The sequence below is a fragment of the Natrialba sp. PRR66 genome (assembly GCF_034808065.1).
Taxonomy (GTDB): domain Archaea; phylum Halobacteriota; class Halobacteria; order Halobacteriales; family Natrialbaceae; genus Natrialba; species Natrialba aegyptia.
This window is the reverse complement of sequence record NZ_JAXHGN010000002.1, coordinates 569557-588513: the sequence shown is the minus strand read 5'-3', so window position 1 is coordinate 588513 and position 18957 is coordinate 569557. Positions and strand designations below refer to the sequence as shown.

21 protein-coding genes and 1 tRNA gene are annotated in these 18957 nt (G+C 65.2%); 18 read left to right on the top strand and 4 right to left on the bottom strand.

What is annotated here, in order from left to right; translation table 11 throughout:
• Positions 1-22: 22 nt before the first annotated feature.
• Positions 23-784 (bottom strand): zinc ribbon domain-containing protein, encoded by a 762-nt coding sequence (locus SM755_RS09020; RefSeq protein ID WP_323172364.1) that lies wholly within the window; start codon positions 782-784, stop codon positions 23-25.
• A gap of 125 nt (positions 785-909) precedes the next feature.
• Between SM755_RS09020 and SM755_RS09015 the strand changes: the two genes are divergently transcribed.
• From SM755_RS09015 to SM755_RS08960, 12 genes are all read left to right on the top strand, one after another.
• Positions 910-983 (top strand) — tRNA-Tyr (locus SM755_RS09015).
• Positions 984-1567: 584 nt separating this feature from the next.
• Positions 1568-1960 carry a hypothetical protein gene (locus SM755_RS09010; RefSeq protein ID WP_006666099.1) on the top strand — a complete coding sequence of 131 codons (393 nt, stop codon included), beginning with the start codon at positions 1568-1570 and terminating at the stop codon, positions 1958-1960.
• A gap of 75 nt (positions 1961-2035) precedes the next feature.
• On the top strand, positions 2036-2647 hold the full coding sequence (locus tag SM755_RS09005) for a translation initiation factor IF-2 subunit beta (protein WP_006666100.1): 612 nt from the start codon (positions 2036-2038) through the stop codon (positions 2645-2647).
• A 129-nt stretch (positions 2648-2776) separates the two neighbouring features.
• Complete coding sequence (locus tag SM755_RS09000) at positions 2777-3439, top strand: HAD family hydrolase (protein WP_323172363.1); 663 nt, start codon at positions 2777-2779, stop codon at positions 3437-3439.
• Positions 3440-3493: 54 nt separating this feature from the next.
• Entirely contained in the window at positions 3494-4519 is a 1026-nt protein-coding gene (cbiB, locus tag SM755_RS08995; RefSeq protein ID WP_323172362.1) for an adenosylcobinamide-phosphate synthase CbiB, read from the top strand.
• The gene (gene cobS, locus SM755_RS08990; protein ID WP_323172361.1) at positions 4510-5277 is read left to right on the top strand and encodes an adenosylcobinamide-GDP ribazoletransferase; all 768 of its coding nucleotides are present in this window, start codon (positions 4510-4512) and stop codon (positions 5275-5277) included. The genes cbiB and cobS overlap by 10 nt, the downstream gene beginning before the upstream one ends.
• Positions 5277-5885 (top strand): NTP transferase domain-containing protein, encoded by a 609-nt coding sequence (locus SM755_RS08985; RefSeq protein WP_323172603.1) that lies wholly within the window; start codon positions 5277-5279, stop codon positions 5883-5885. Before cobS ends, SM755_RS08985 begins: the two co-directional genes overlap by 1 nt.
• A 12-nt stretch (positions 5886-5897) precedes the next feature.
• On the top strand, positions 5898-6956 hold the full coding sequence (gene cobT / locus SM755_RS08980; protein WP_323172360.1) for a nicotinate mononucleotide-dependent phosphoribosyltransferase CobT: 1059 nt from the start codon (positions 5898-5900) through the stop codon (positions 6954-6956).
• Positions 6946-8010, top strand: coding sequence for a threonine-phosphate decarboxylase CobD (cobD, locus tag SM755_RS08975; RefSeq protein WP_323172359.1), 1065 nt, complete (start codon positions 6946-6948; stop codon positions 8008-8010). Before cobT ends, cobD begins: the two co-directional genes overlap by 11 nt.
• On the top strand, positions 8010-8951 hold the full coding sequence (locus tag SM755_RS08970) for an adenosylcobinamide amidohydrolase (protein ID WP_323172358.1): 942 nt from the start codon (positions 8010-8012) through the stop codon (positions 8949-8951). The genes cobD and SM755_RS08970 overlap by 1 nt, the downstream gene beginning before the upstream one ends.
• Positions 8952-8977: 26 nt before the next feature.
• Positions 8978-9412 carry a hypothetical protein gene (locus SM755_RS08965; RefSeq protein WP_323172357.1) on the top strand — a complete coding sequence of 145 codons (435 nt, stop codon included), beginning with the start codon at positions 8978-8980 and terminating at the stop codon, positions 9410-9412.
• 154 nt (positions 9413-9566) lie between these two features.
• A complete protein-coding gene (locus SM755_RS08960; RefSeq protein ID WP_323172356.1) occupies positions 9567-9773 on the top strand; it encodes a hypothetical protein in 207 nt (68 codons plus the stop codon).
• Positions 9774-9875: 102 nt separating this feature from the next.
• Here SM755_RS08960 and SM755_RS08955 read toward each other — a convergent pair whose 3' ends face one another.
• Entirely contained in the window at positions 9876-10772 is an 897-nt protein-coding gene (locus SM755_RS08955; protein WP_323172355.1) for a sulfurtransferase, read from the bottom strand.
• A gap of 106 nt (positions 10773-10878) precedes the next feature.
• On the opposite strand from SM755_RS08955, the gene SM755_RS08950 reads away from it, so the two are divergent.
• The 3 genes from SM755_RS08950 to SM755_RS08940 all read left to right on the top strand — a co-directional run bounded on the left by SM755_RS08950 (position 10879) and on the right by SM755_RS08940 (position 12677).
• Entirely contained in the window at positions 10879-11607 is a 729-nt protein-coding gene (locus SM755_RS08950; protein ID WP_323172354.1) for a fumarylacetoacetate hydrolase family protein, read from the top strand.
• Positions 11608-11774: 167 nt separating this feature from the next.
• Positions 11775-12284: a YkgJ family cysteine cluster protein gene (locus SM755_RS08945; RefSeq protein WP_323172353.1), complete on the top strand. Its 510-nt coding sequence runs from the start codon at positions 11775-11777 to the stop codon at positions 12282-12284.
• Positions 12285-12392: 108 nt separating this feature from the next.
• Positions 12393-12677 (top strand): translation initiation factor eIF-1A, encoded by a 285-nt coding sequence (locus tag SM755_RS08940; RefSeq protein ID WP_083867281.1) that lies wholly within the window; start codon positions 12393-12395, stop codon positions 12675-12677.
• 48 nt (positions 12678-12725) lie between these two features.
• Here SM755_RS08940 and SM755_RS08935 read toward each other — a convergent pair whose 3' ends face one another.
• Together SM755_RS08935 and SM755_RS08930 are read right to left on the bottom strand one after the other, a co-directional pair.
• On the bottom strand, positions 12726-13289 hold the full coding sequence (locus SM755_RS08935; RefSeq protein WP_323172352.1) for a type 1 glutamine amidotransferase domain-containing protein: 564 nt from the start codon (positions 13287-13289) through the stop codon (positions 12726-12728).
• A gap of 103 nt (positions 13290-13392) precedes the next feature.
• Complete coding sequence (locus SM755_RS08930; RefSeq protein ID WP_323172351.1) at positions 13393-15324, bottom strand: formate/nitrite transporter family protein; 1932 nt, start codon at positions 15322-15324, stop codon at positions 13393-13395.
• Between the two features lie 95 nt (positions 15325-15419).
• Here SM755_RS08930 and SM755_RS08925 point away from each other — a divergent pair, with 95 nt between their 5' ends.
• From SM755_RS08925 to cruF, 3 genes are read left to right on the top strand one after another with little or no spacing between them, the layout of a single operon-like run.
• The gene (locus tag SM755_RS08925; RefSeq protein WP_323172350.1) at positions 15420-16928 is read left to right on the top strand and encodes a phytoene desaturase family protein; all 1509 of its coding nucleotides are present in this window, start codon (positions 15420-15422) and stop codon (positions 16926-16928) included.
• Positions 16925-17899, top strand: coding sequence for a prenyltransferase (locus SM755_RS08920; RefSeq protein WP_323172349.1), 975 nt, complete (start codon positions 16925-16927; stop codon positions 17897-17899). The genes SM755_RS08925 and SM755_RS08920 overlap by 4 nt, the downstream gene beginning before the upstream one ends.
• Complete coding sequence (cruF, locus tag SM755_RS08915) at positions 17892-18947, top strand: bisanhydrobacterioruberin hydratase (RefSeq protein WP_323172348.1); 1056 nt, start codon at positions 17892-17894, stop codon at positions 18945-18947. Before SM755_RS08920 ends, cruF begins: the two co-directional genes overlap by 8 nt.
• The last annotated feature ends 10 nt before the right edge of the window (positions 18948-18957 follow it).

Sequence of the window (18957 nt, the reverse complement as noted above, 5' to 3'; positions counted from 1 at the left end):
ACGACAGTCACAGATCTGGCGTCTACGGCTTCCTCGACTCCAGTACGTCCGCTGCTGGCGTCCGGCGACCACAGCCCGGACAGAACGACCAATCGGATCTGAACTCATCGCCGCACTCACAGAACAATCGCCGTGAGGACTTCTCACCGCAGTTCGGGCAGTAAACGTGCTCGTCGTCAACGGGCTCGCCACACTGCCCACACGTCGTTTGCACCGATTCCGATTGAGTCTGTTCCTGGTCGGCCTGTTGTGGTGCGGGCTGCCCGCCGCCGTTTCGACTCGAGTTCGCTCGCAAACGCTGTGGCGAATCAGACGGTTGATTATTTGGTCGTCTGACATGGTCTTCAGCTGACGCCCGTTCGGACACGCGCGTCTCCGACTGCTCGTCAGCCGACTGGAACGCCTCCCCTGCAAGCGAGACGGTGACATTGATGTCCTGTGTCTCACGGTCGCGGGCGTGTCTATCGCTTCGTCTGTCGCCGGCGTCTGACGGCTCTTGTGGACCCATCTGGCCGACAGAGTGCTGTCCGACGAGCGACGCAACCTGCTTGGCTACGAGTTCATCGACGCGTTCGCGGACGAGTTCGTCGAGCGTCTGATCGAGTGCTGAACTCGCCGGTTCGGTATCAGTTGTCGCGTTCCGCTCCGCGCGGGTATCGGAGACTGGCCTCTCGTGACCGAGATACGAACGGAGTGCCTGGCGCATTGCCTCGCTCTTCGAAAGATCGAGGGCCTCGAGTTCGTCGACGAGGGCGTCATCGGCGCGGAACGTGATCTTACTCATAGCCCGATATACAGGACTATTGATGAGCCACCTATATCAATCATGCTGTTACGTGCTACCAAACTCATTCCAGCAGCTGAAATAATAACCCTTATGTTCCGTTCGGCGACTACGTGTGAGTGTACCCGCCCTTAGCTCAGACTGGTAGAGCAGTCGACTGTAGATCGACTTGTCCCCCGTTCAAATCGGGGAGGGCGGACTCGGATTCTCGCTGAACTGTATTCGAAACCGGTAGTGGTGTTTACACCGGTTTTCGGGCATCTACTCCCCGTTTCTTGTTCGTAGAAGCGACCGGCAAATCTGGAGTGGAGTTCGTTTCCAGTCGGGGGCCACCGCCTGCTGTCGAATTTTGTAGTGGAGATTTGGAGTGATCTGTGTGACGATCGTCCGGCGGGCGGTAGACAACACACAGCGATCCCGTTTCAGAACTCGCAGCAGAACGGGGCTCTATCGCGTTTTCGGTATCGATGAGATCATGCGTCGATGGAGCGGTGGGAGAAGTTGGGAGATCGGCGTCCAGCCGATCCGGCTTGCGTTGGCCGAGCGTATCGGAGAGGGGCCAGCAACCGGCGAAGCCGTGCGGTAGCGGTAGGTGGTGATGGTGGTGTCGGAACTACCGCAGGCAGTTAGACAACATGCAGCGCGAGGATAAATGGCTGTGACGATGGCAACCTATGTCGATCGTCCTTCGAGATCGAAGGGAGGACAACTCCCACCGTCCGATGGCGGCAAGCGCGCAAACGCCGGCCGTCGGCTTTTGGGTCGTGTGGTGATATCGCGCGTATGAGCGAGGATCGTTCAGAGCCGGATCGTGATCGCGCCCAGGATCGCGCCGAACAGCGAAAGTCCCAGCGAGCGGACACCACCGAGTCGATTCTCGAAGATGTCAACCGCCATCTCGGCGAGATGGAGTACCCGATTACGGGCGAAGAAATCGCGTCGGAGTACGGCAGCGAACCGATCGATATGCCGAACGAGACGGAATCGCTCGGGAGCGTCTTCGACCGACTGGCCAACGAAGAGTTCGACAGCCAAGAGGAAGCGCGGGAGGCGATTTACGGAGAGATTACAGGCGAGGCGGGGAGCCCGAACGAAGCGAATCCGGAGCGCGATCTCTCGCGCCTAGACGAGGAAAAACAGGGGTCGCTCGGCGAAAGCGGGAGCGATTCGCTTTAAGGGCTGACCAGCCCGATTCGGGTCCCGGAGCGTGATAGCAGAACCGATTTACGTCAGCGTCGTCTGGTTTCGCGTATGGATTACGAGTCGAGTCTCGACCGAGCAATGGACGATGTCCCCGACATCGGGGGCGACGAGCAGCGGTTACAGATTCCGGATGCGAAAACGCAGAAAGACGGCGCGTTTACGCGGTTTACGAACCTGGGCGAAATCGCCGATGTGCTCTCGCGCGAGGACGAACACCTGCACCGATTCATCCAGCGCGAGATGGGGACAAGCGGCAAACTCGAGGACGGCCGTGGTCGGTACAACGGGACGTTCTCGGAACAGGACTTTAACGCCGCCGTCGAGGCCTACGTCGACGAATACGTTCTCTGTTCGGAGTGTGGCCTGCCGGACACTCGTCTCGTGCGCGAGGATCGGACGCCGATGTTGCGCTGTGACGCCTGCGGTGCGTTCCGCCCCGTCACCAAGCGCTCGGCGAGCACCCAACAGCAACAACAGCAGGAAGCTGTCGAAGAGGGCAAGACCTACACCGTCGAGATCACTGGCACCGGGCGCAAGGGCGACGGCGTCGCAGAAAAAGGCGAGTACACGATTTTCGTCCCCGGCGCACAGGAAGGCGACGTGGTCGACATCTACATCAAGAACATTTCGGGTAACCTCGCGTTCGCTCGACTCGACTGACTCCCTGCCACTGCCTCCTTTCGATTACCGCCTCGTTCCGTTCAGTTCGTTTTCACCAGTGCTGACTGCCACCAGGACGGCCTCGCCGAAACCGCGACCATAAAGTCAACTTGGGCTAGTCACACGAGCGTGGGAGTCTCGTTCGATCTCTTCGACACGCTCGTCACCGCCGACTATCCGACCGATCCAGCCGCCGCCATCGCAACCGAACTCGAGAGCCGCGACGTCTCGGTTCCCGACGATTGGGCCGACGCGTATACCGAAGCGCACGTCGATGCACCTGCGGGCGCAGAGATCCCCCTCCCGGCGCACGTTTCTCGCGCGCTCGCGAGCCGCGGCGTCGAGTTCAGCGGCAACGTTCCCAGACGGGCGGTCGTTTCGGCGTTCGATCCCGCTGTCGAGACCAGACCGGGCGCGCGAGAGGCGATCGAGGCCGCTCGCTCCCGGGGCCACGCCGTCGCCCTCTGTTCGAACTGTAGCGTCCCCGAACTCGTCGGGCGAACGCTCGTTCGATCGGAGCTCACACGCGAGGACTTCGACGCGATCGTCACGAGCGTCGGCTGTGGCTGGCGCAAGCCGGCACCCGAAATATTCGAGGTGACGGCGGACGAACTCGGTGTCGAGCCGTCCGAACTCGTCCACGTCGGCGACGACCCGCGAACGGACGGCGGCGTCGAAGCCGTCGGCGGAACGGCGCTGCTTCTCGACGCCGATGCGGAACCGACCGCCCGAACGCGTCTCCCGAACCTCGGTGCGCTCGCGGATCGGCTCGACGCGCTGGAGGTGACCTGAACTCGTGACACGGGTGTCGGCGTGGTGTCCCGTCACGAGCACGGAGGGCAGCCCATGGCACTGCTGACGGTCGTCGTCCTCGTCGTCGCAGTCGGACTCGACTGGGTCATCGGCGAGCCACCGAACTCGATGCATCCCGTCGCCTGGCTCGGCCGTCTCGTCGGTGCACTCGATCGCGAGTGGAGCGAGAACGAGCGGCGACAGCGTCTCGTCGGGGTCGCAATCGCACTCCTTGTTCCGCTCGTCCCCGCGGGCGTCGCCGGTGGTTTTGTCTTCGGTTCCACGACGATCTCCCCGCTACTCGGGGTCGCAACGGCCGCACTCGTCCTCTTTCTGACGATGAGCCTGCGATCGCTGCTCACGCTAACCGACGAGGTCGTGGACGCGACCGCAGGGGACGCGACGGCTCTCGAGACGGCTCGTAACCGGGTTCGGGGACTCGTCGGACGGGACGTGTCGTCGTTATCGCCGGCCGAAATCCGCAGCGCGGCGGTCGAGAGCGCGGCTGAAAACCTCGCCGACGGCGTCGTGGCGACGGTACTCCCGTTTGCGATGCTCGCTCCCGTCTCGCTACCGGGAGCCGCGGCGGTTGCCGCCTGGGTCAAGGGCGTCAACACGCTGGATTCGATGCTCGGGTATCCGTCGAAACCGATCGGCACCGCGAGTGCGCGCCTCGACGACGTCGTGATGTGGATTCCCGCCCGCGTGACGGCGGCGGCGCTCGCACTCGCTACCGCGGACCCGCTCGCGCTCCGCCGCGCCACCGCGTGGGCTCGCGCTCCGCCGTCGCCGAACTCGGGCTGGCCGATGGCGACGCTCGCCTGCGCGCTCTCCGTTCGGCTCACGAAACCGGGCGTGTACGACCTCAATCCGACAGCGCCGCTGCCCACTCTCGAGGACGGTGCGCGAGCGACGACAGTCGTCGGGGCGGCAGCAGCCGTCGCGATCCTGTTCGCGATCGTCGCATCGGTCGGGGTCGCCTCGCTCGCTGCTGCGTCCGGCGTCGCGGATGGGCCGATGGACGGCGCGTTGAACTTGTCGCTCGAATTGCTTGCCGTGGGGGTGGGTCAATGGTCGTAAGCGTCAAACGCTGGGGCCGCGCGATTCGCGGCGCGCTCGGCTTCCTGACGCGGCTCCCGGTCGGCCACCACGACGGCGACTGGGACGCGTTCCGCTCGACGCCGGCCGCCTTTCCGCTCGTCGGACTCGCCGCGGGAGCGGTCGCTGCGCTCCCGTTACTCGCAGCCGATGTATTGGCTCCGCCGACCGTCGCGTTCGGCTATCTGCTGGCCGTATACGCGGTGATGGGGATCAACCACCTCGATGGTGTTGCCGACCTCGGCGATGCGCTCGTGGTCCACGGTGATTCCGACCGCCGCCGCGAGGTGCTGAAGGATACGACGACGGGGGTCGGTGCGATTCTCGCGGTGGCGATCACCGTCGCCGGACTTGCACTCGCGGGGCTCGGTCTCGCCTCACTGCCGGTCCTGACGGCGGTGACGGTCGCAATCGGAGCCGAAGTCGGCGCGAAGTTCGGCATGGCGTCGATGGCCTGCTTCGGCCGCGCACCCTACGGGGGAATGGGCCGGCAGTTCACCGAGGCCGCGAGTTCAGGATCGTGGCTCGTCCCGGCGGCGGTCGTCCTTTCGGCGGCGACGATCGGCTGGCCGCATCCGGCGACGGTCGCCGTCTGCGGCGGAATCGGGGGCGTCACCCTCCCCTGGTACTGGGCGAACCGTCACCTCGGCGGGATCAACGGCGATATCTTCGGCGCGGCGAACGAGCTGGGGCGCGTCGCCGGCGTGCACGCGGGGGTGATCGCGTGGACGCTCTTGTGATGTGCGGTGGAAAGGGAACGCGCCTCGAGAGCGACCGCGAGAAGCCGCTGTACCCGATCGATGGCGTTGCGATGGTCGACCGCGTCGTGACCGCGCTCGCGCGGAGCCGCATCGACGCGATTTACGCGGCGGTGTCGCCGAACGCGCCGGAGACTCGCGACCATCTCCGTGCTTGCGACGGGCCCGTTACGACGATTAACACCGCCGGCGACGGCTACGTCGCCGACCTCCTGTCGGTTCTCGACCGACCGGCCGTAACGACGCCGATACTCACCGTCGCCGCCGACCTCCCGCTTCTGGACGCGGCGATCGTCGAGGAGGTACTTACGGTCTACGACGACCGCGGCCACGCGGGCTCGCTGACCGTCTGCGTCCCCGAGACCTGTAAACGACAACTCGGCACCAGCATCGATTCCCGGCTCGACACGGCCACCTCGCCCGACGAACTCGTGCCGACCGGCGTCAACGTCGTCGACGCCACAGCGAACGACTCTACCACCGAATCCATGACCTACGTAACCGACGATCCACGACTCGCGATCAACGTGAACCGCCGCGAAGACGCTCGCATTGCGACCGAACGCATCCGTCGTTCGACCGATCGATAACGACCAGTACTAATGACACGCATCATCCTCCCCGCCGGAACGACCGACACGGCGCTCGTCGACGGCATCAGCGCCGCCGGGGCAGCGCCGGAGCTCATGGCGCACACGCCGTCCGCAGACGTTGAGATCCTCGAGTTCGGCGCGCCTGCGCGCTCGCCCGTAACACCAGTCAGCCCGAACGGCTGTCCGACGCCCGCCGCCGTCACGCGGGCCGTCCGCGAGGTCGTCGGCTTCGACGTCACGGTGGTCGACGCCGGCCTCGCGAAGCCGACGAGTTCGCCGACGGTGGACCTCGGCGTCGCGCCGGGGACGGACATCCGCGAGTCGACGGCCGTCCCCGACGCGGCGGCGATTTTCGACCGCGCGCACGGCTACGGCGCGAGCCTCCCGGCCGGCGAGACTGAACTCGTGATCGGCGAGACGATTCCCGGCGGGACGACGACGGCCCTCGGCGTACTCACTGCGCTGGGCGAGCCGACGACCGTCTCGTCGTCGCTGCCCGAGAACCCGGTCGAGCGCAAGCGCCGCGTCGTCTCCGAGAGTCTCGCAGCGAGCGATCTCGAACCCGGCGACTGCGCGTCGGACCCGTTCGCGGCGATTCGAGCCGTCGGCGACCCGGTCCAGCCGACCGTCGCGGGCGTCGCGGCCGGCGCGCTCGAGTCGGGAGCCGACGTGACGCTCGCGGGCGGCACCCAGATGGTCGCCGTCGCCGCCGTCCTCCGCCACGTCGGCATCGACGCCGCGCTCGAAATCGCGACGACCTCGTTCGTCGCGGCCGAACAGGGTCCGCGCCTTCGGGAGGCGTGTGCTGAACTCGACTGCGACCTCACGGTCACCGATCCGGGCTTCGACGACCACGGGCGCGCACACGTCGCGATGGAGCGTTACTGCGCCGGCGAAGCGAAGGAGGGCGTCGCGATGGGCGGTGCGCTCTCGCTCGTTCCACCCGGCGAGATGGCAGCGGTCAGAGAGCAGTTTGAACTCGTCTGTGCACGGCTCGGAATCGATGCCGACGGCGAGGGGTTCGGAGACCCGAGCCAGATGGAAACGGGGGGCGGGGATGGATCCTGAATCGATCCGCGCCGGAAACCGCGTCTACCATGGCGGCGATCCCGATCCAGAGATCCTCGATTTCTCGGCGAACACGAACCCGTTGACGCCCGCTGGCGTCGACGACGTATACGCCGACGCACTCGAGGCCGCCCGCCGATACCCCGACGACGACTACGCCGACTTCCGGGCCGCCGCAGCCGCGTTCGTCGACTGCGATCCCGACCGAGTAATCCCGACGCCGGGCGGCCTGGCCGCGATTCGACTGGCGATGGAACTCGAACTCGAGCCCGGCGACGAGGCGCTGGTCCCCTACCCCAGTTTCGGCGAGTACGCCCGTGAGGTCCGATTACAGGGTGCGACGCCGCGGTTCGTCCGGTACGACGACTGCTGTGATCTGCGCCAGGCGGCGCTTGAGAACTGTTCGCTCGCGGTCGTCTGCACGCCGAACAACCCGACCGGCGACATGGTCGATCCGGACGATCTGGCCGCATTCGCCGCTCGCTGTGCGGAAGCCGGGACGACCCTCCTCGTCGACGAGGCGTTCCTCGGATTCACCGAGCGTCCGTCGGCGGCCACGCTCGACTGGGAAAACGTCATCGTCGCGCGCTCGCTCACCAAACTGTTCGGGCTGCCCGGACTCCGCGCCGGCTTCGCCGTCGCCACCGGCGAGCGCCGCGACGCCCTCGAGACGGCCCGTCGCGCGTGGTCGCTCGGTACGCCGGCCGCACGCGTCGGCGCATACTGCCTGCGTCAGGACGAGTTCATCCGCGCGACTCGTTCGCGCGTCGCCAGCGAGCGCGCGCGGCTTCGCGAGACGCTCGACGCTGAACTCGGATTCGACGTGTGCGATTCCGATGCGCCGTACCTGCTGTGTGACGTCGGTGGCCGCGACGTTGAGGACGTACTCGCGTCGGCGCGCGAGCGCGGCGTCGCCGTCCGCGACGCGCGGACCTTTCGGACCCTCGAGTCACACGTTCGGGTTGCGATCAAGGACCGCGACTCGAACGATCGGTTGCTCGCTGCGCTCGGTGCCAGTGTCGGTGACACCGACGACGGTGGTGGCCCTAGCTGATGTCGGGGCGGGAGTGCGCGTACGAGGCCGTTCGGCGCGACGGGGTGCTCAGGGTTCGCCGACCCGGGACGGAGTGGCTTTCGAGCGGCTGGAGCGGCGGTCGCTGGACGAGCGACTGCGCGTACAACCTCTCGGTTCCCGACGGGTGGGGGCAACGGAATCTCGGGACATACATCGTCGACCGACTCGACCGGACGGGATTCAGCGTTCGTGAACGCGATTGCGGCGGTGGCCGTTTCGGGGAGAGCGAGGAGAAAGCGAACAGCGACGCCGGGGATGCACGACGACGGCTACCCGGACCGGCCCTGCTCACCGGCGTCGACATCGACGACGCCCGCGGCGCGCGCTGTGGCCCCGTCACCGCCTACGCGACCGCCGGCATCTCGAACCCCGCAGCCCTCCCGATGGACCCGAGCGGCGGGTCGCTTCCCGCTCGCGAATCCGCGGCTGAACGCGACTCGACCGTCACCACCGAGGAGAATCACGACGCCGACGCCAGCACCGACGCCGACAGTTCGGAACCGGGGACCGGTACCGTAAACGTCATCGTCGGGACGACTCGTGAACTCGCACCCGGCGCGTTGACGAACCTCCTCGCGGTTGCGGCGGAAGCCAAAACCGCGACGCTGCTCGCCGAAACCGGGTTTCCGGGGACGACCACCGATGCGATCGTCGTCGGTCACGATCCGGCCGGCCGTCGCGCCGAGTTCAGCGGCAGCGCGACTGCGGTCGGTGCAGCGACGCGGGCCTGCGTTCGCGAGGCGGTTCGCGCCTCGTTGCGAGCGCACTACCGAGACGCCGAGTTCGGGCTCCCGCCATCGGTCGAGGAGGCGGCCTATGGGGTCTCGACGGAGGTCGAGGCGACGGTTTTCCGGCCGGCGACTGGTGCCGGCGTCGATGCCGATCCAGAACGGCCCGCATCGCCGGACGACGGTGCTTAACCGATTGGAGATCAAAGCACCCGATAATGGGTGCAGAGGACGACCCGACGGCGATCCGATCGGTTGCCGTCTCGCCGGCGGACGTTGTCGACGCCTACGCCTATACCCGGGAGAATCCCGGCGAGGCCGTCCTGCGAATCACGCCGCCGTTTCACGGCCGCATGCGGGCCCGGATTCACGTCTACCGGCGCGATGACGCCGAACTGACCGGAGCGGTTCACGTCGATCCCGCTGCCGTTCTCGACAGCGAGGTGCGTGCGGCGTACCCGCAGTTCCGGACGGAAGACGACGAGCAGCCCGCCGATTCGGGCGATTCGTCACTCACACCGGACCAGCGGCGCAAACGCCACGCTGCGGCCGTCGAATCGTGGCGAGAGCGCGCACGCGAGTCGCTGGCCGAGACAGTTTCGATCGAAACCGAGCACGGCCGTCGGCAGGTCGATCTCAAGTCGCTCGGCTGACAACGTCGATACTGCTGTCCGCAGTCGGTTTTGGTTTCAACTGATATCCGGTCCCATCTCCGGCTGAATCTCCCGTAGTGAGGGGCTCCACCGACCACTTTCACTTTCACCCCGGACGGGTCGGATTGACGTACTGTCAGTCTAACTGAGTGGTATGACACTGATCGTCGACCGAAGTGATGGCTCCATCGGGACCGGAAGCGAGAACGAAACGGCGACGGCCCCACAGCGTGAACGGATCGAGGTTACTGAACTCGATGCGGCGAGCATTGGCGAGTTCGTCCAAGCACGGGTGGACGTCGATACAGATCAGGTGTCGCTCGAGCACCGTGGCGCGCGGACGTACCTCGTGCTGGAGTAGCGCTCGTGCGGGGTGCTGCGGAATGACGACCTGAGGGACGGAAAACGGACACGGTGTGGTACCGCGGCGGCGTAGCGACGTGGCGTCGGTGACCGGTGCCAGTCAGTCGCTTTCACCCTCGCCTTTCTCGATCGGCGCGCGGATGAGATTCCCCCATTCGGTCCAGGACCCGTCGTAGTTGTGCACGTCTTCGTAATCGAGCAGTTCGTGGAGGGTAAACCACGCAATCGCGGAGCGCTCGCCGACGCGACAGTACGTGACGACGGATTCGTCCCCGTCGATTCCCGAGTCGGCGTACATCGTTTCGAGTTCGTCCGGCTCCTTGAATCGGCCGTCGTCGCGCAGGTTCGTCTTCACGGGGACGTTCGAGGCCCCGGGGATGTGCCCGCCGCGTTGGGCGGTTTCCTGGAGTCCTTCGGGGGCGATGGTCTCGCCGGAGAACTCCGCGGGTGAGCGAACGTCGACCATCGGGATGCCGGCCTCGCGGGCTTTGTCGACATCGTCTTTGTAGGCGCGGATACTTTCGAATGGGCCCTTCGCGGTGTACTCGACGGCATCGAAATCGGGTACCTCGTCGGTCAGCGGGTAGTCTTCGTTCACCCAGTAGTCCTTCCCGCCGTCAAGGACGCGCGCGTCGTCGTGGCCGTAGTATTTGAACTCCCAGTAGGCGAAGAGGGCGAACCAGTTCGGAATGTGGCCGTCGCCGTAGAAGACGACCGTCGAGTCCTCGCTGATGCCGCGTTCGCCGACCGTCTCCTCGAAGGCCGCCTTTTTCAGGATGTCTCGCTGATCCGGATCGGAGAGGTCGTCGTCCCACTGGAGGCCGATCGCACCGGGAATGTGACCCTCGTCGTACCGCGAGGGAAAGTCACCCTCTTCCGGCGATTCGGGACTGTTGACTTCCACGAGGCGATAGTCCGGATCGTCAGCCTGGAACTCGTCTAAGTGGTCTTCGACCCAGTCCGCCGAAACCAGCACGTCGGTGTCGTATTCGGACATGCACCCGCGACTCCGACGAGCAACGGCAAAAGCGTAACACGGATCGGGCCGACACGTTCGAAATCGAACCGGTAAGGCTACCAAATTCGAGTCACGACCACCTTGTATGCGACTCGCACGGATCGACACTGCGTCCGGGCCCGTGACAGGCCGATACGAGAACGGCATCGTCCACGCCGACGACGACACCCACGAGGTCGGTGTCGACGGCGAACTGCTCCCACCCTGTGAACCGACAGCACTGTACTGCGTCGGCCGCAACTACGCCGAGACGCTCGACCAGATGGAGTACGAGCGCCCCGAGGAACCCGACTTCTTCATCAAACCGCCGGCGTCGCTGCTGGCCCACGAGGCGCCGATTCCCTACCCCGAGTTCACCGACGAGTTGACCTACGCCGGCGAACTCGCGGCCGTCATCGACGAGTCCTGTCACGACATTAGCGAAGACGAGGTCGCCGACGTCGTTCGCGGCTACACGATCATGAACGACGTGGACGCCCTCGACCAGCAGGGCCGAACCGCGCGGAAGGCCTTCGACGGCTCCGGCCCGCTCGGCCCGTGGCTCGAAACTGAACTCGACGCGACGGCGACGGAGATCGAGATGTACACAGACGTTGCGGGCGAGCGCCGCCAGGAGGCGACGACGGATCTGATGCTGTTTGGAGTCGCCGAGATCGTCTCCTATCTCTCGAACCGGTTCACCCTTCGCCCCGGCGACGTGATCGCGTTCGGCAGTCCGGCCAATCCCGGCCTGGTCGAACCCGGAGACACCGTTGAAATCACCTACGAGGGCGTCGGAACGTTGCGGAATACGGTCGTTGAGCCGGCGGAGTGAGTAGAGCGCGACCGACGAGAGATCAGCGAGAGATCAGCGAGAGATCGGCGAAAGAGCGGCGGGGTGCGGGTGCGGATACGGGTACGAGTACGAATACGAATGCGGGCGTGACACAGGTATGGGTACGGGTAGAAAGGCACTTCAGGCCGAACACCCTCCGCCGACACGTGAGCGCTGACTCCCGCCGCGTCGAGGTCCACCCCGGCCGCGAGGCCGTCGTCGAGTTCGATCCGGAACTCACGTTCGAGTGCGTCGACGACTGCACCTGGTGCTGTCACCATGGCGTCTTGCTGTACGACCGGGACTTACTCGAACTCGCCCAGCGGGCGAACCTCGTGGAGACGACCACCGATTTTCGGGGCGAGAAGTTCGTCACGCGCGAGGAGAAAGCGCGGGACGAACACGTCGCTGAAGACGGTCACGCCTGCGCGTTTCTTCGGGAAGACGGACTCTGCTCGCTGCACTTAGAGGAAGACTGGAAACCGACGCGGTGTTCGGTCTTTCCGCTCGGCGTCTGGCTCGAAGGGGGAGACCTTCACGTCGACATCCGAGAGTCGGCACACGACCACTGTGAGGGGCTGAACGTCAGCGAGCGGCGCGTAATCGACAATCTCGAGGCGTTCCTGCCGGAGTTGTTGTGGGATCTCGACGATCCGGACTCGGATCGAGAACTCTAACGTACCTGACTAATCATCCGCGAATGGCCCACTTTTTGCCACCCGCCGAGTGACACGTGATACCACGTCTTTCCGATAGTTTAAACGGCTGCCCCACGTAGGGAAGGTGTGACAGAAGACTCCGGGCGACGGAATCTCCGTATGCCCAACAACGATGAAGTATTCGCCGTCGTCACCGAACACCTCGGCGGTAACCACGTCCAACTCCGCTGTGAAGACGGCGAGGAACGTCTCGGCCGTATTCCCGGTCGGATGAAATACCGGACCTGGATCGAACAGGACGACATCGTCGTCGCCGAACCCTGGGACTGGCAGGACGAGAAGGCCACGATCGAGTGGCGCTACACCAGCCAGGACGCCGACCAGCTCCGCCGCGAAGGCCACATCGACTGATTTTGCTCTCGCTCGCGTGCTGACGCCCGCGTAACCGAGCCGCGCTTCTCACGCCGACCCGTCTGCGAACGCCTCGACGATTCCCTCACAGAAGGCGTCGAGATCGTCCGGGTTTCGGCTCGTCACGAGCCCCTGATCAGTGACGAGTTCGTCGTCGACCCACTCGCCGCCCGCGTTACGGATATCCGTCTGCAGACTCGGATAGGAGGTGAGCGTCCGGCCGTCGACGACACCCGCCTCGACGAGCAACCAGGGGCCGTGACAGATTACGCCGGCCGGTTTTCCGGATTCGACGTGCTCGCGGAGGAGGGACACCGCATCCTCGTCGAGTCGGAGCGTATCCGCGCCGACGGTGCCGCCGGGGACGATGAGTGCGTCGTACTCGTCCGCGCTGACCTCGCTGAACTGTTTGTCGACCGCGTAGGTCTCGCTCTCCTTGAGATCGTTGTTGACGCTCTGGGCCTCGCCGGTTTCGCTCCCGAGCACGTCGACGGTCGCGCCGGCGTTGGCGACCGTCTGCTTCGGCTCGGTGAACTCGATTTCCTCGGTCCCTGCTGGCGCGATGAACACGCCGACCGTCGTGCCGTCGAGTGACTGCTCGTCGGTACTCATACTCATGCTGAACTCGTGGGAGCACGTGGAAAACGATTGCACCTACGCTTGCAACCGGAGCGTTCACGACGGATACTGAGACACGGTTGTGGGACCGTTGCCGTTACTTCCAGCCGAAGAGTCGCTTGAGGAGTGAGCGGCCGCTCGGTCGTTCTGCGAGAACCACCGAGCAGTCGACTTCGTTGACGACATCGAAGTGGAGCGATCCCGTGAGCAGCCGCGAGAGGAGTCCGCGCTCCGTTGCGCCGATGAGGAGCATCGAATGCTCTTTCGATTGGCGACAGATCGCGCGTTCGACATCGCCCGAGTCGTCGACCACGAGTTCGGCGTCCTGCAAGTTGTGGTCGACCGCCCAGTCCGAGAGGAACTGTTCCCCGGTCTGGCGTTCGTCGGGGGTATCGACGACGTGCAGGAGCGTCACCTCGGCGTCCGCCGTTTCGCGGAACGTTTGGGCGACTTCGGCACTCAGGTCCGAGTCCGGCCCGCCGGCGGTCGGCAGGAGGATTCTGGACGGGTCCAGTCCGCGGTCTTTCAGGACGAGGAAGTCACAGGGGAGCTGTCTCGTCAGTTCGCTGAGCGGCCGTTCTGCGCGCGCGGCGCCCCAGAGTTCGTTGACGCCCCAGCCGATCACGACGAGGTCGCTGCGTTTGCTCTCGGCCAGGTTGAAGATTTCCTCGAACGAGCGGTGCGTGACGATCGTCGAGTATTCGAACTCGACGTCGTAGTCGTCGATCTCATCGCCGACGTCTCGCAGTAACGCTTCGGATTCGGACACGATCTGATCGCGCTGTCGTCCGCCGCTGGACTGATCCGGGATTTGCACGATGTGGACCACGTGTACGATCGCGGATTCGCGTTGTGCTGCGAGCGTTGCGGCGAGGTCGATGAGTCGGGATTCGGTGCGCGGGTTCGCGATCGGAACGAGGACCCGGTAGCCCTCCTCGTCGTCTTCTGTTCGCTCGGCTGTGTCGATCAGCGGAACGTACGACCGACCGGCGAGGCCGCCGAACACCCACTCCTTGAGCGAGAGCCGGCGTTTGATACCCTCGAAACGGGCGGATTCGAGTCGTTCCTCGCTCGTCTGGAAGTAATTGACGACGGTGACGAGGAGAATACCGCCGATGGTGTTACCGAGCAGGACCGGCAGGACGAAGTGGATCAGGCCGGTGAAAAAGCCGAGATCGCTGCTGACGAAGACGGCGTAGGACATCTCGGTGAACGAGGTGACGACGTGAAACAGGTTCCCGATCGGAATCGCCAGGAACGCCATGTAGACGACGACGAGCCGAGAGATCGTATCGCGGGAGGCGAACGTGACCCAGACGACGCCGGCGACGATCAGCCCCGCGAAGGCTGCCTTGAAGAACAGATCGAACCAGGGCGTCTCGACGCCGTGTCTTCCAAGGTACAGTGCAGCCTCGGCTGCGTCCTCGGAGAAAACACCACCCCATGCGAGCGTCGCTGCGCCCATGATAGCACCGAGGAAGTTCCCGATGAGGACGATCGTCCAGTGCCGAAAGAGCGCCGGAATGCTCGCGAGGCGCTCGAGCGTGAGCGCCACCGGCGGAAGCGTGTTTTCGGTGTAGAGCTGGTAGCCGCCGATGATGATGTAGATGAACCCGAGCGGGTACAACAGCGCGCTCAGTATCGGATGGCCGTCCGTCGAGCCGTACAGCGAGGCGTACAACAGGAACGTGATCGTGATCGCGAATCCCGCGGCGATCCCGCTGAAGAGCAGTTCGCGGTTTCCGGACGTGACCTCCTCGTCCGCCGCGGCGACGATCCGCTGGAAGACCTCGTCCGCGGAGAAGCGATCGCGAACGACCGACCCGACCGCGGGCGCGCCGCTTCGAGAGCGTTCGACGGCGTCCCGCACCGCATCTTGGCGCTCCGCAGTGGTCACCTCGGGCACCGTGTGATCCGTTTCGCGGTCCGCGTCCGACTCAGTCGACTCGCGGTCGCGCCGGATGTCCTCGTCTCGCGTCCCGTCCTCGTTACCAGGGGGTGGCGTGTGTTCGTGTTCAGAGGTATCCATTACTAGACCGAATCTCCCAGACGAACTAAGGCATTGGTATTTCGCTCAACGGAACCGGGATGCACATTCTTCACGCTACTTCCGGTACCCATCGTATGCGCTCCCCGGCCGGGTCCACAGCCATCGTCGTCGGAGCCGGTGTGGGCGGTCTCTCGACCGCCTGTTACCTCGCCGATGCCGGCGTGTCAGTTCACGTTGTCGAGCAAAACGACCAACTCGGCGGCCGTGCGAGTCGGCTCGAACGCGACGGGTTCCGATTCGATATGGGGCCGTCCTGGTACCTGATGCCCGACGTCTTCGAACGGTTCTTCGCCGCCTTCGACCGAACGCCCTCCGAGTACTACGACCTCACCCACCTCGATCCGCACTATCGGATCTTCTTCAAAGACGGGGACCAGGTAGACGTGACGCCCGACAGAGAGCGAACGAAACAACTCTTCGAGTCCTACGAAACGGGTGCCGGCGACGCGCTCGAACGCTATCTCGAGACCGCTCGCCACCACTACGAGATCGGCATGGAACACTTCGTCTACGAGGATCGGCCGCGACTTCGGGATTACATCGATCCCGATGTTGCCCAGCACGCGCGTGGGCTCTCACTCCTCGGGTCGATGCAGGGCCACGTCGAGGACTATTTCGACCATCCAAAACTGCAGCAACTCATGCAGTACACGCTCGTCTTTCTCGGCGGGTCACCATCGAACACGCCCGCGATCTACAACCTGATGAGCCACGTCGATTTCAACCTCGGCGTCTGGTATCCCGACGGCGGCATCGGTGCCGTCATCGACGCACTCGTTGACCTCGCTCGCGAACTCGGCGTCGAGTTCAGTACGGCTCGTCCGGTGACACGGATCAAGGGCCGGGAAGGTGCCTTTCTCGTCGAGACGCCCGACGGGCCGTTGCGGTCGGACCTGGTCGTCAGCAACGCCGATTACGCCCATACCGAGCAGGAGCTGCTCGCGCCCGAACAGCGACAGTACGAGTCCGAGTACTGGGAGTCGCGAACCTACGCCCCGTCGGCGTTTCTCCTCTACCTGGGCGTCGAGGGGGACGTTCCCGAACTCGCACATCACTCGCTCGTCCTGCCGCTGGGGTGGGAAAAGCACTTCGAACAGATTTTCGAGGAGCCGCGGTGGCCCGACGACCCCGCGTATTACGTCTGCGTTCCGTCGCAGACGGACGAGACGGTCGCACCAGCGGGCCACAGCGCGCTGTTCGTCCTCGTCCCGATCGCACCCGGACTCGAGGACACGCCGGAACTCCGCGAGCAGTATCGCGAGACGATTCTCGCCGACCTCGCCGCACACACCGGGTCAGACGTTCGCGAACGGATCGTCTTCGAGAAACGCTTCTGCGTCTCCGACTTTGCCGCCCGCTACAACAGCTACGATGGAACCGCCCTCGGACTGGCGCACACGCTCCGACAGACCGCCCTCCTGCGCCCGCCACACCGTTCGAAGGCCGTCGACGGACTCTACTTCACGGGCGCGGACACGACGCCCGGTATCGGCGTCCCGATGTGTCTCATCAGCGGCGAACTAACGGCAGACGCACTGCTCGCGGACTACGGTGACGGCCCTCACCCGCGCTGTGACCGATGACCGACTCGAGTTCATCTGGGTGCGGTGATGGCGGGGAGCAAAGCGACGACGGCAGCGATAGCGACGCTGCCGGAGCCGCCGTCCGCACCCCCCGGGACGGACGGCCCCGCACCGGTCATGAATCTGAACTCGTCGATTGCCTGGCTTACGTACTCGTGCTGTCCCGGCCCCGATTTTGGCTCTACCTCGCGGGGCCGGTTCTGGTGGGCGTCGCCTATGCCGCCGATGCCGTCGGCGAACTGTTCGCGCCCGCCGCCGTCGTCCTCTTCGCGTACTTCCTCGTCCCGGCGAACGTCTTTCTCTACGGGATCAACGATATCTACGACCGCGAGATCGACGCTGAAAACCCGAAGAAAGACGCGGACGAGCGCGAGGCCCGCTATCGGGGTCAGCGGTACGTTCCCGTCGTTGTCGGACTCTGTGCAGCACTCCCGCTGCTTTTCGTTCCACTACTCCCGACCGCGGCGTGGCCCTGGCTCGTCGCATTTCTCGTCCTCGGGGCAGCCTACAGTGCCCCGCCGATCCGATTCAAGACGATGCCGCCGCTCGATTCGGTTTCGAACGGCCTCTACGTCGCGCCGGGAGCCGCGGCCTACGCCGCCGTCGCCGGAACGCAACCGCCCTTGATCGCCGTCGCCGGCGGCTGGCTGTGGGCGATGGGGATGCACACCTTCTCGGCGATGCCCGATATCACCCCAGACCGCGAGGCGGGCGTTCGGACGACCGCGACGGTCCTCGGCGAGACGTGGACAGCCGTCTACTGCGGCGCGTGCTGGCTGGCGAGCGCCGCCGCGTTCGGCTCGCTCGACGTTCGTCTCGGTCTCGTCCTGCTCGTCTATCCCGCTCTCATCTCGGTGCTCGCCGCGACCCGAATCGACGTTCGCCGGGCCTACTGGTGGTTCCCCCTGATCAACACGGCCGTCGGTGCGGTGCTGACGATGGGTGGCCTCTGGAGGCTCCTCCATGGATAGCTCGGAATCCGATCCGAGCGCCGGGAGCGATCGAGACCGGGACCAGGACCGAAATCGAGAGCAAAATCGGGGTCGAGACCAGGACCGAAATCGAGGGCAAAACCGGGGTCAAGGGCAAAACCAGGACCGAGGGAATCAGGATGCGAATCAAACCGCACTCGGCCACCGGGGGCGACACCGATCGACCGACGACGACGGTACCCGGGCCGCCGTCCAGCGGTGGCTCGAAACCCGCGTCCGCGAGAACCGTTTCACCATCGCGGTCGTCTTCCCCGTCGTCGGCGCAATAACGCTCGTCGCGAGCGATCTCGGGCACCTCCCCGCACCGCTCGCGTACAACCCCCTGCTCTTGCTCGTCGGCACCGCCGTCATGCGCTCGCCGCTGCTCGTCGGCGTGCTCCCGACGCTCGGCCGGCGAGCGCTCGGCTGTCTCGGCGCGCTCACCGCCTTCACCTACGCGATCGAACTCGTCGGCCTGCGGACCGGCTGGCCCTACGGGACGTTCGAGTACGCAATTGAACTCGGGCCGACGCTCGCCGGCGAGGTGCCACTCGCACTGCCGCTGTTCTTCGTTCCGCTGGTACTCGATGCCTACCTGCTAACGGTGCTGGTACTCGATTCCCGCTCCGAGAATCGGTTCGAGACGCCGCTCGCCAGGCTGGCGGGGGCGATTGCCACGGTACTCGCCATCGATCTCGTCCTCGATCCCGCGGCCGTTGCCATCGGCTTCTGGGAGTTCATCCCGGCGGGTGCGTACTACGGGGTCCCGGCCTCGAATTACGCCGGCTGGCTGCTTTCGGGAGCCGTCGCCGTCGCGCTCGTCGAGTTCGGATTCGATCACGAAGCCCTCCGCGAGAGGATCCGGTCGTGCGAGTTCATCCTGGACGATCTGGTGAGCTTCGTGCTGTTGTGGGGGTCGATCAACGTGCTCTACGGGAACTGGATCGCCGCGGCCGTCGCCGGCCTCATCTGTCTCGGGTTGGTCGGGACGGATCGGTACGGCGGCGACCTGTTTCGGACGGCGATTCCGCCGACCGGTAAGAACTAGCGGTTTCGGG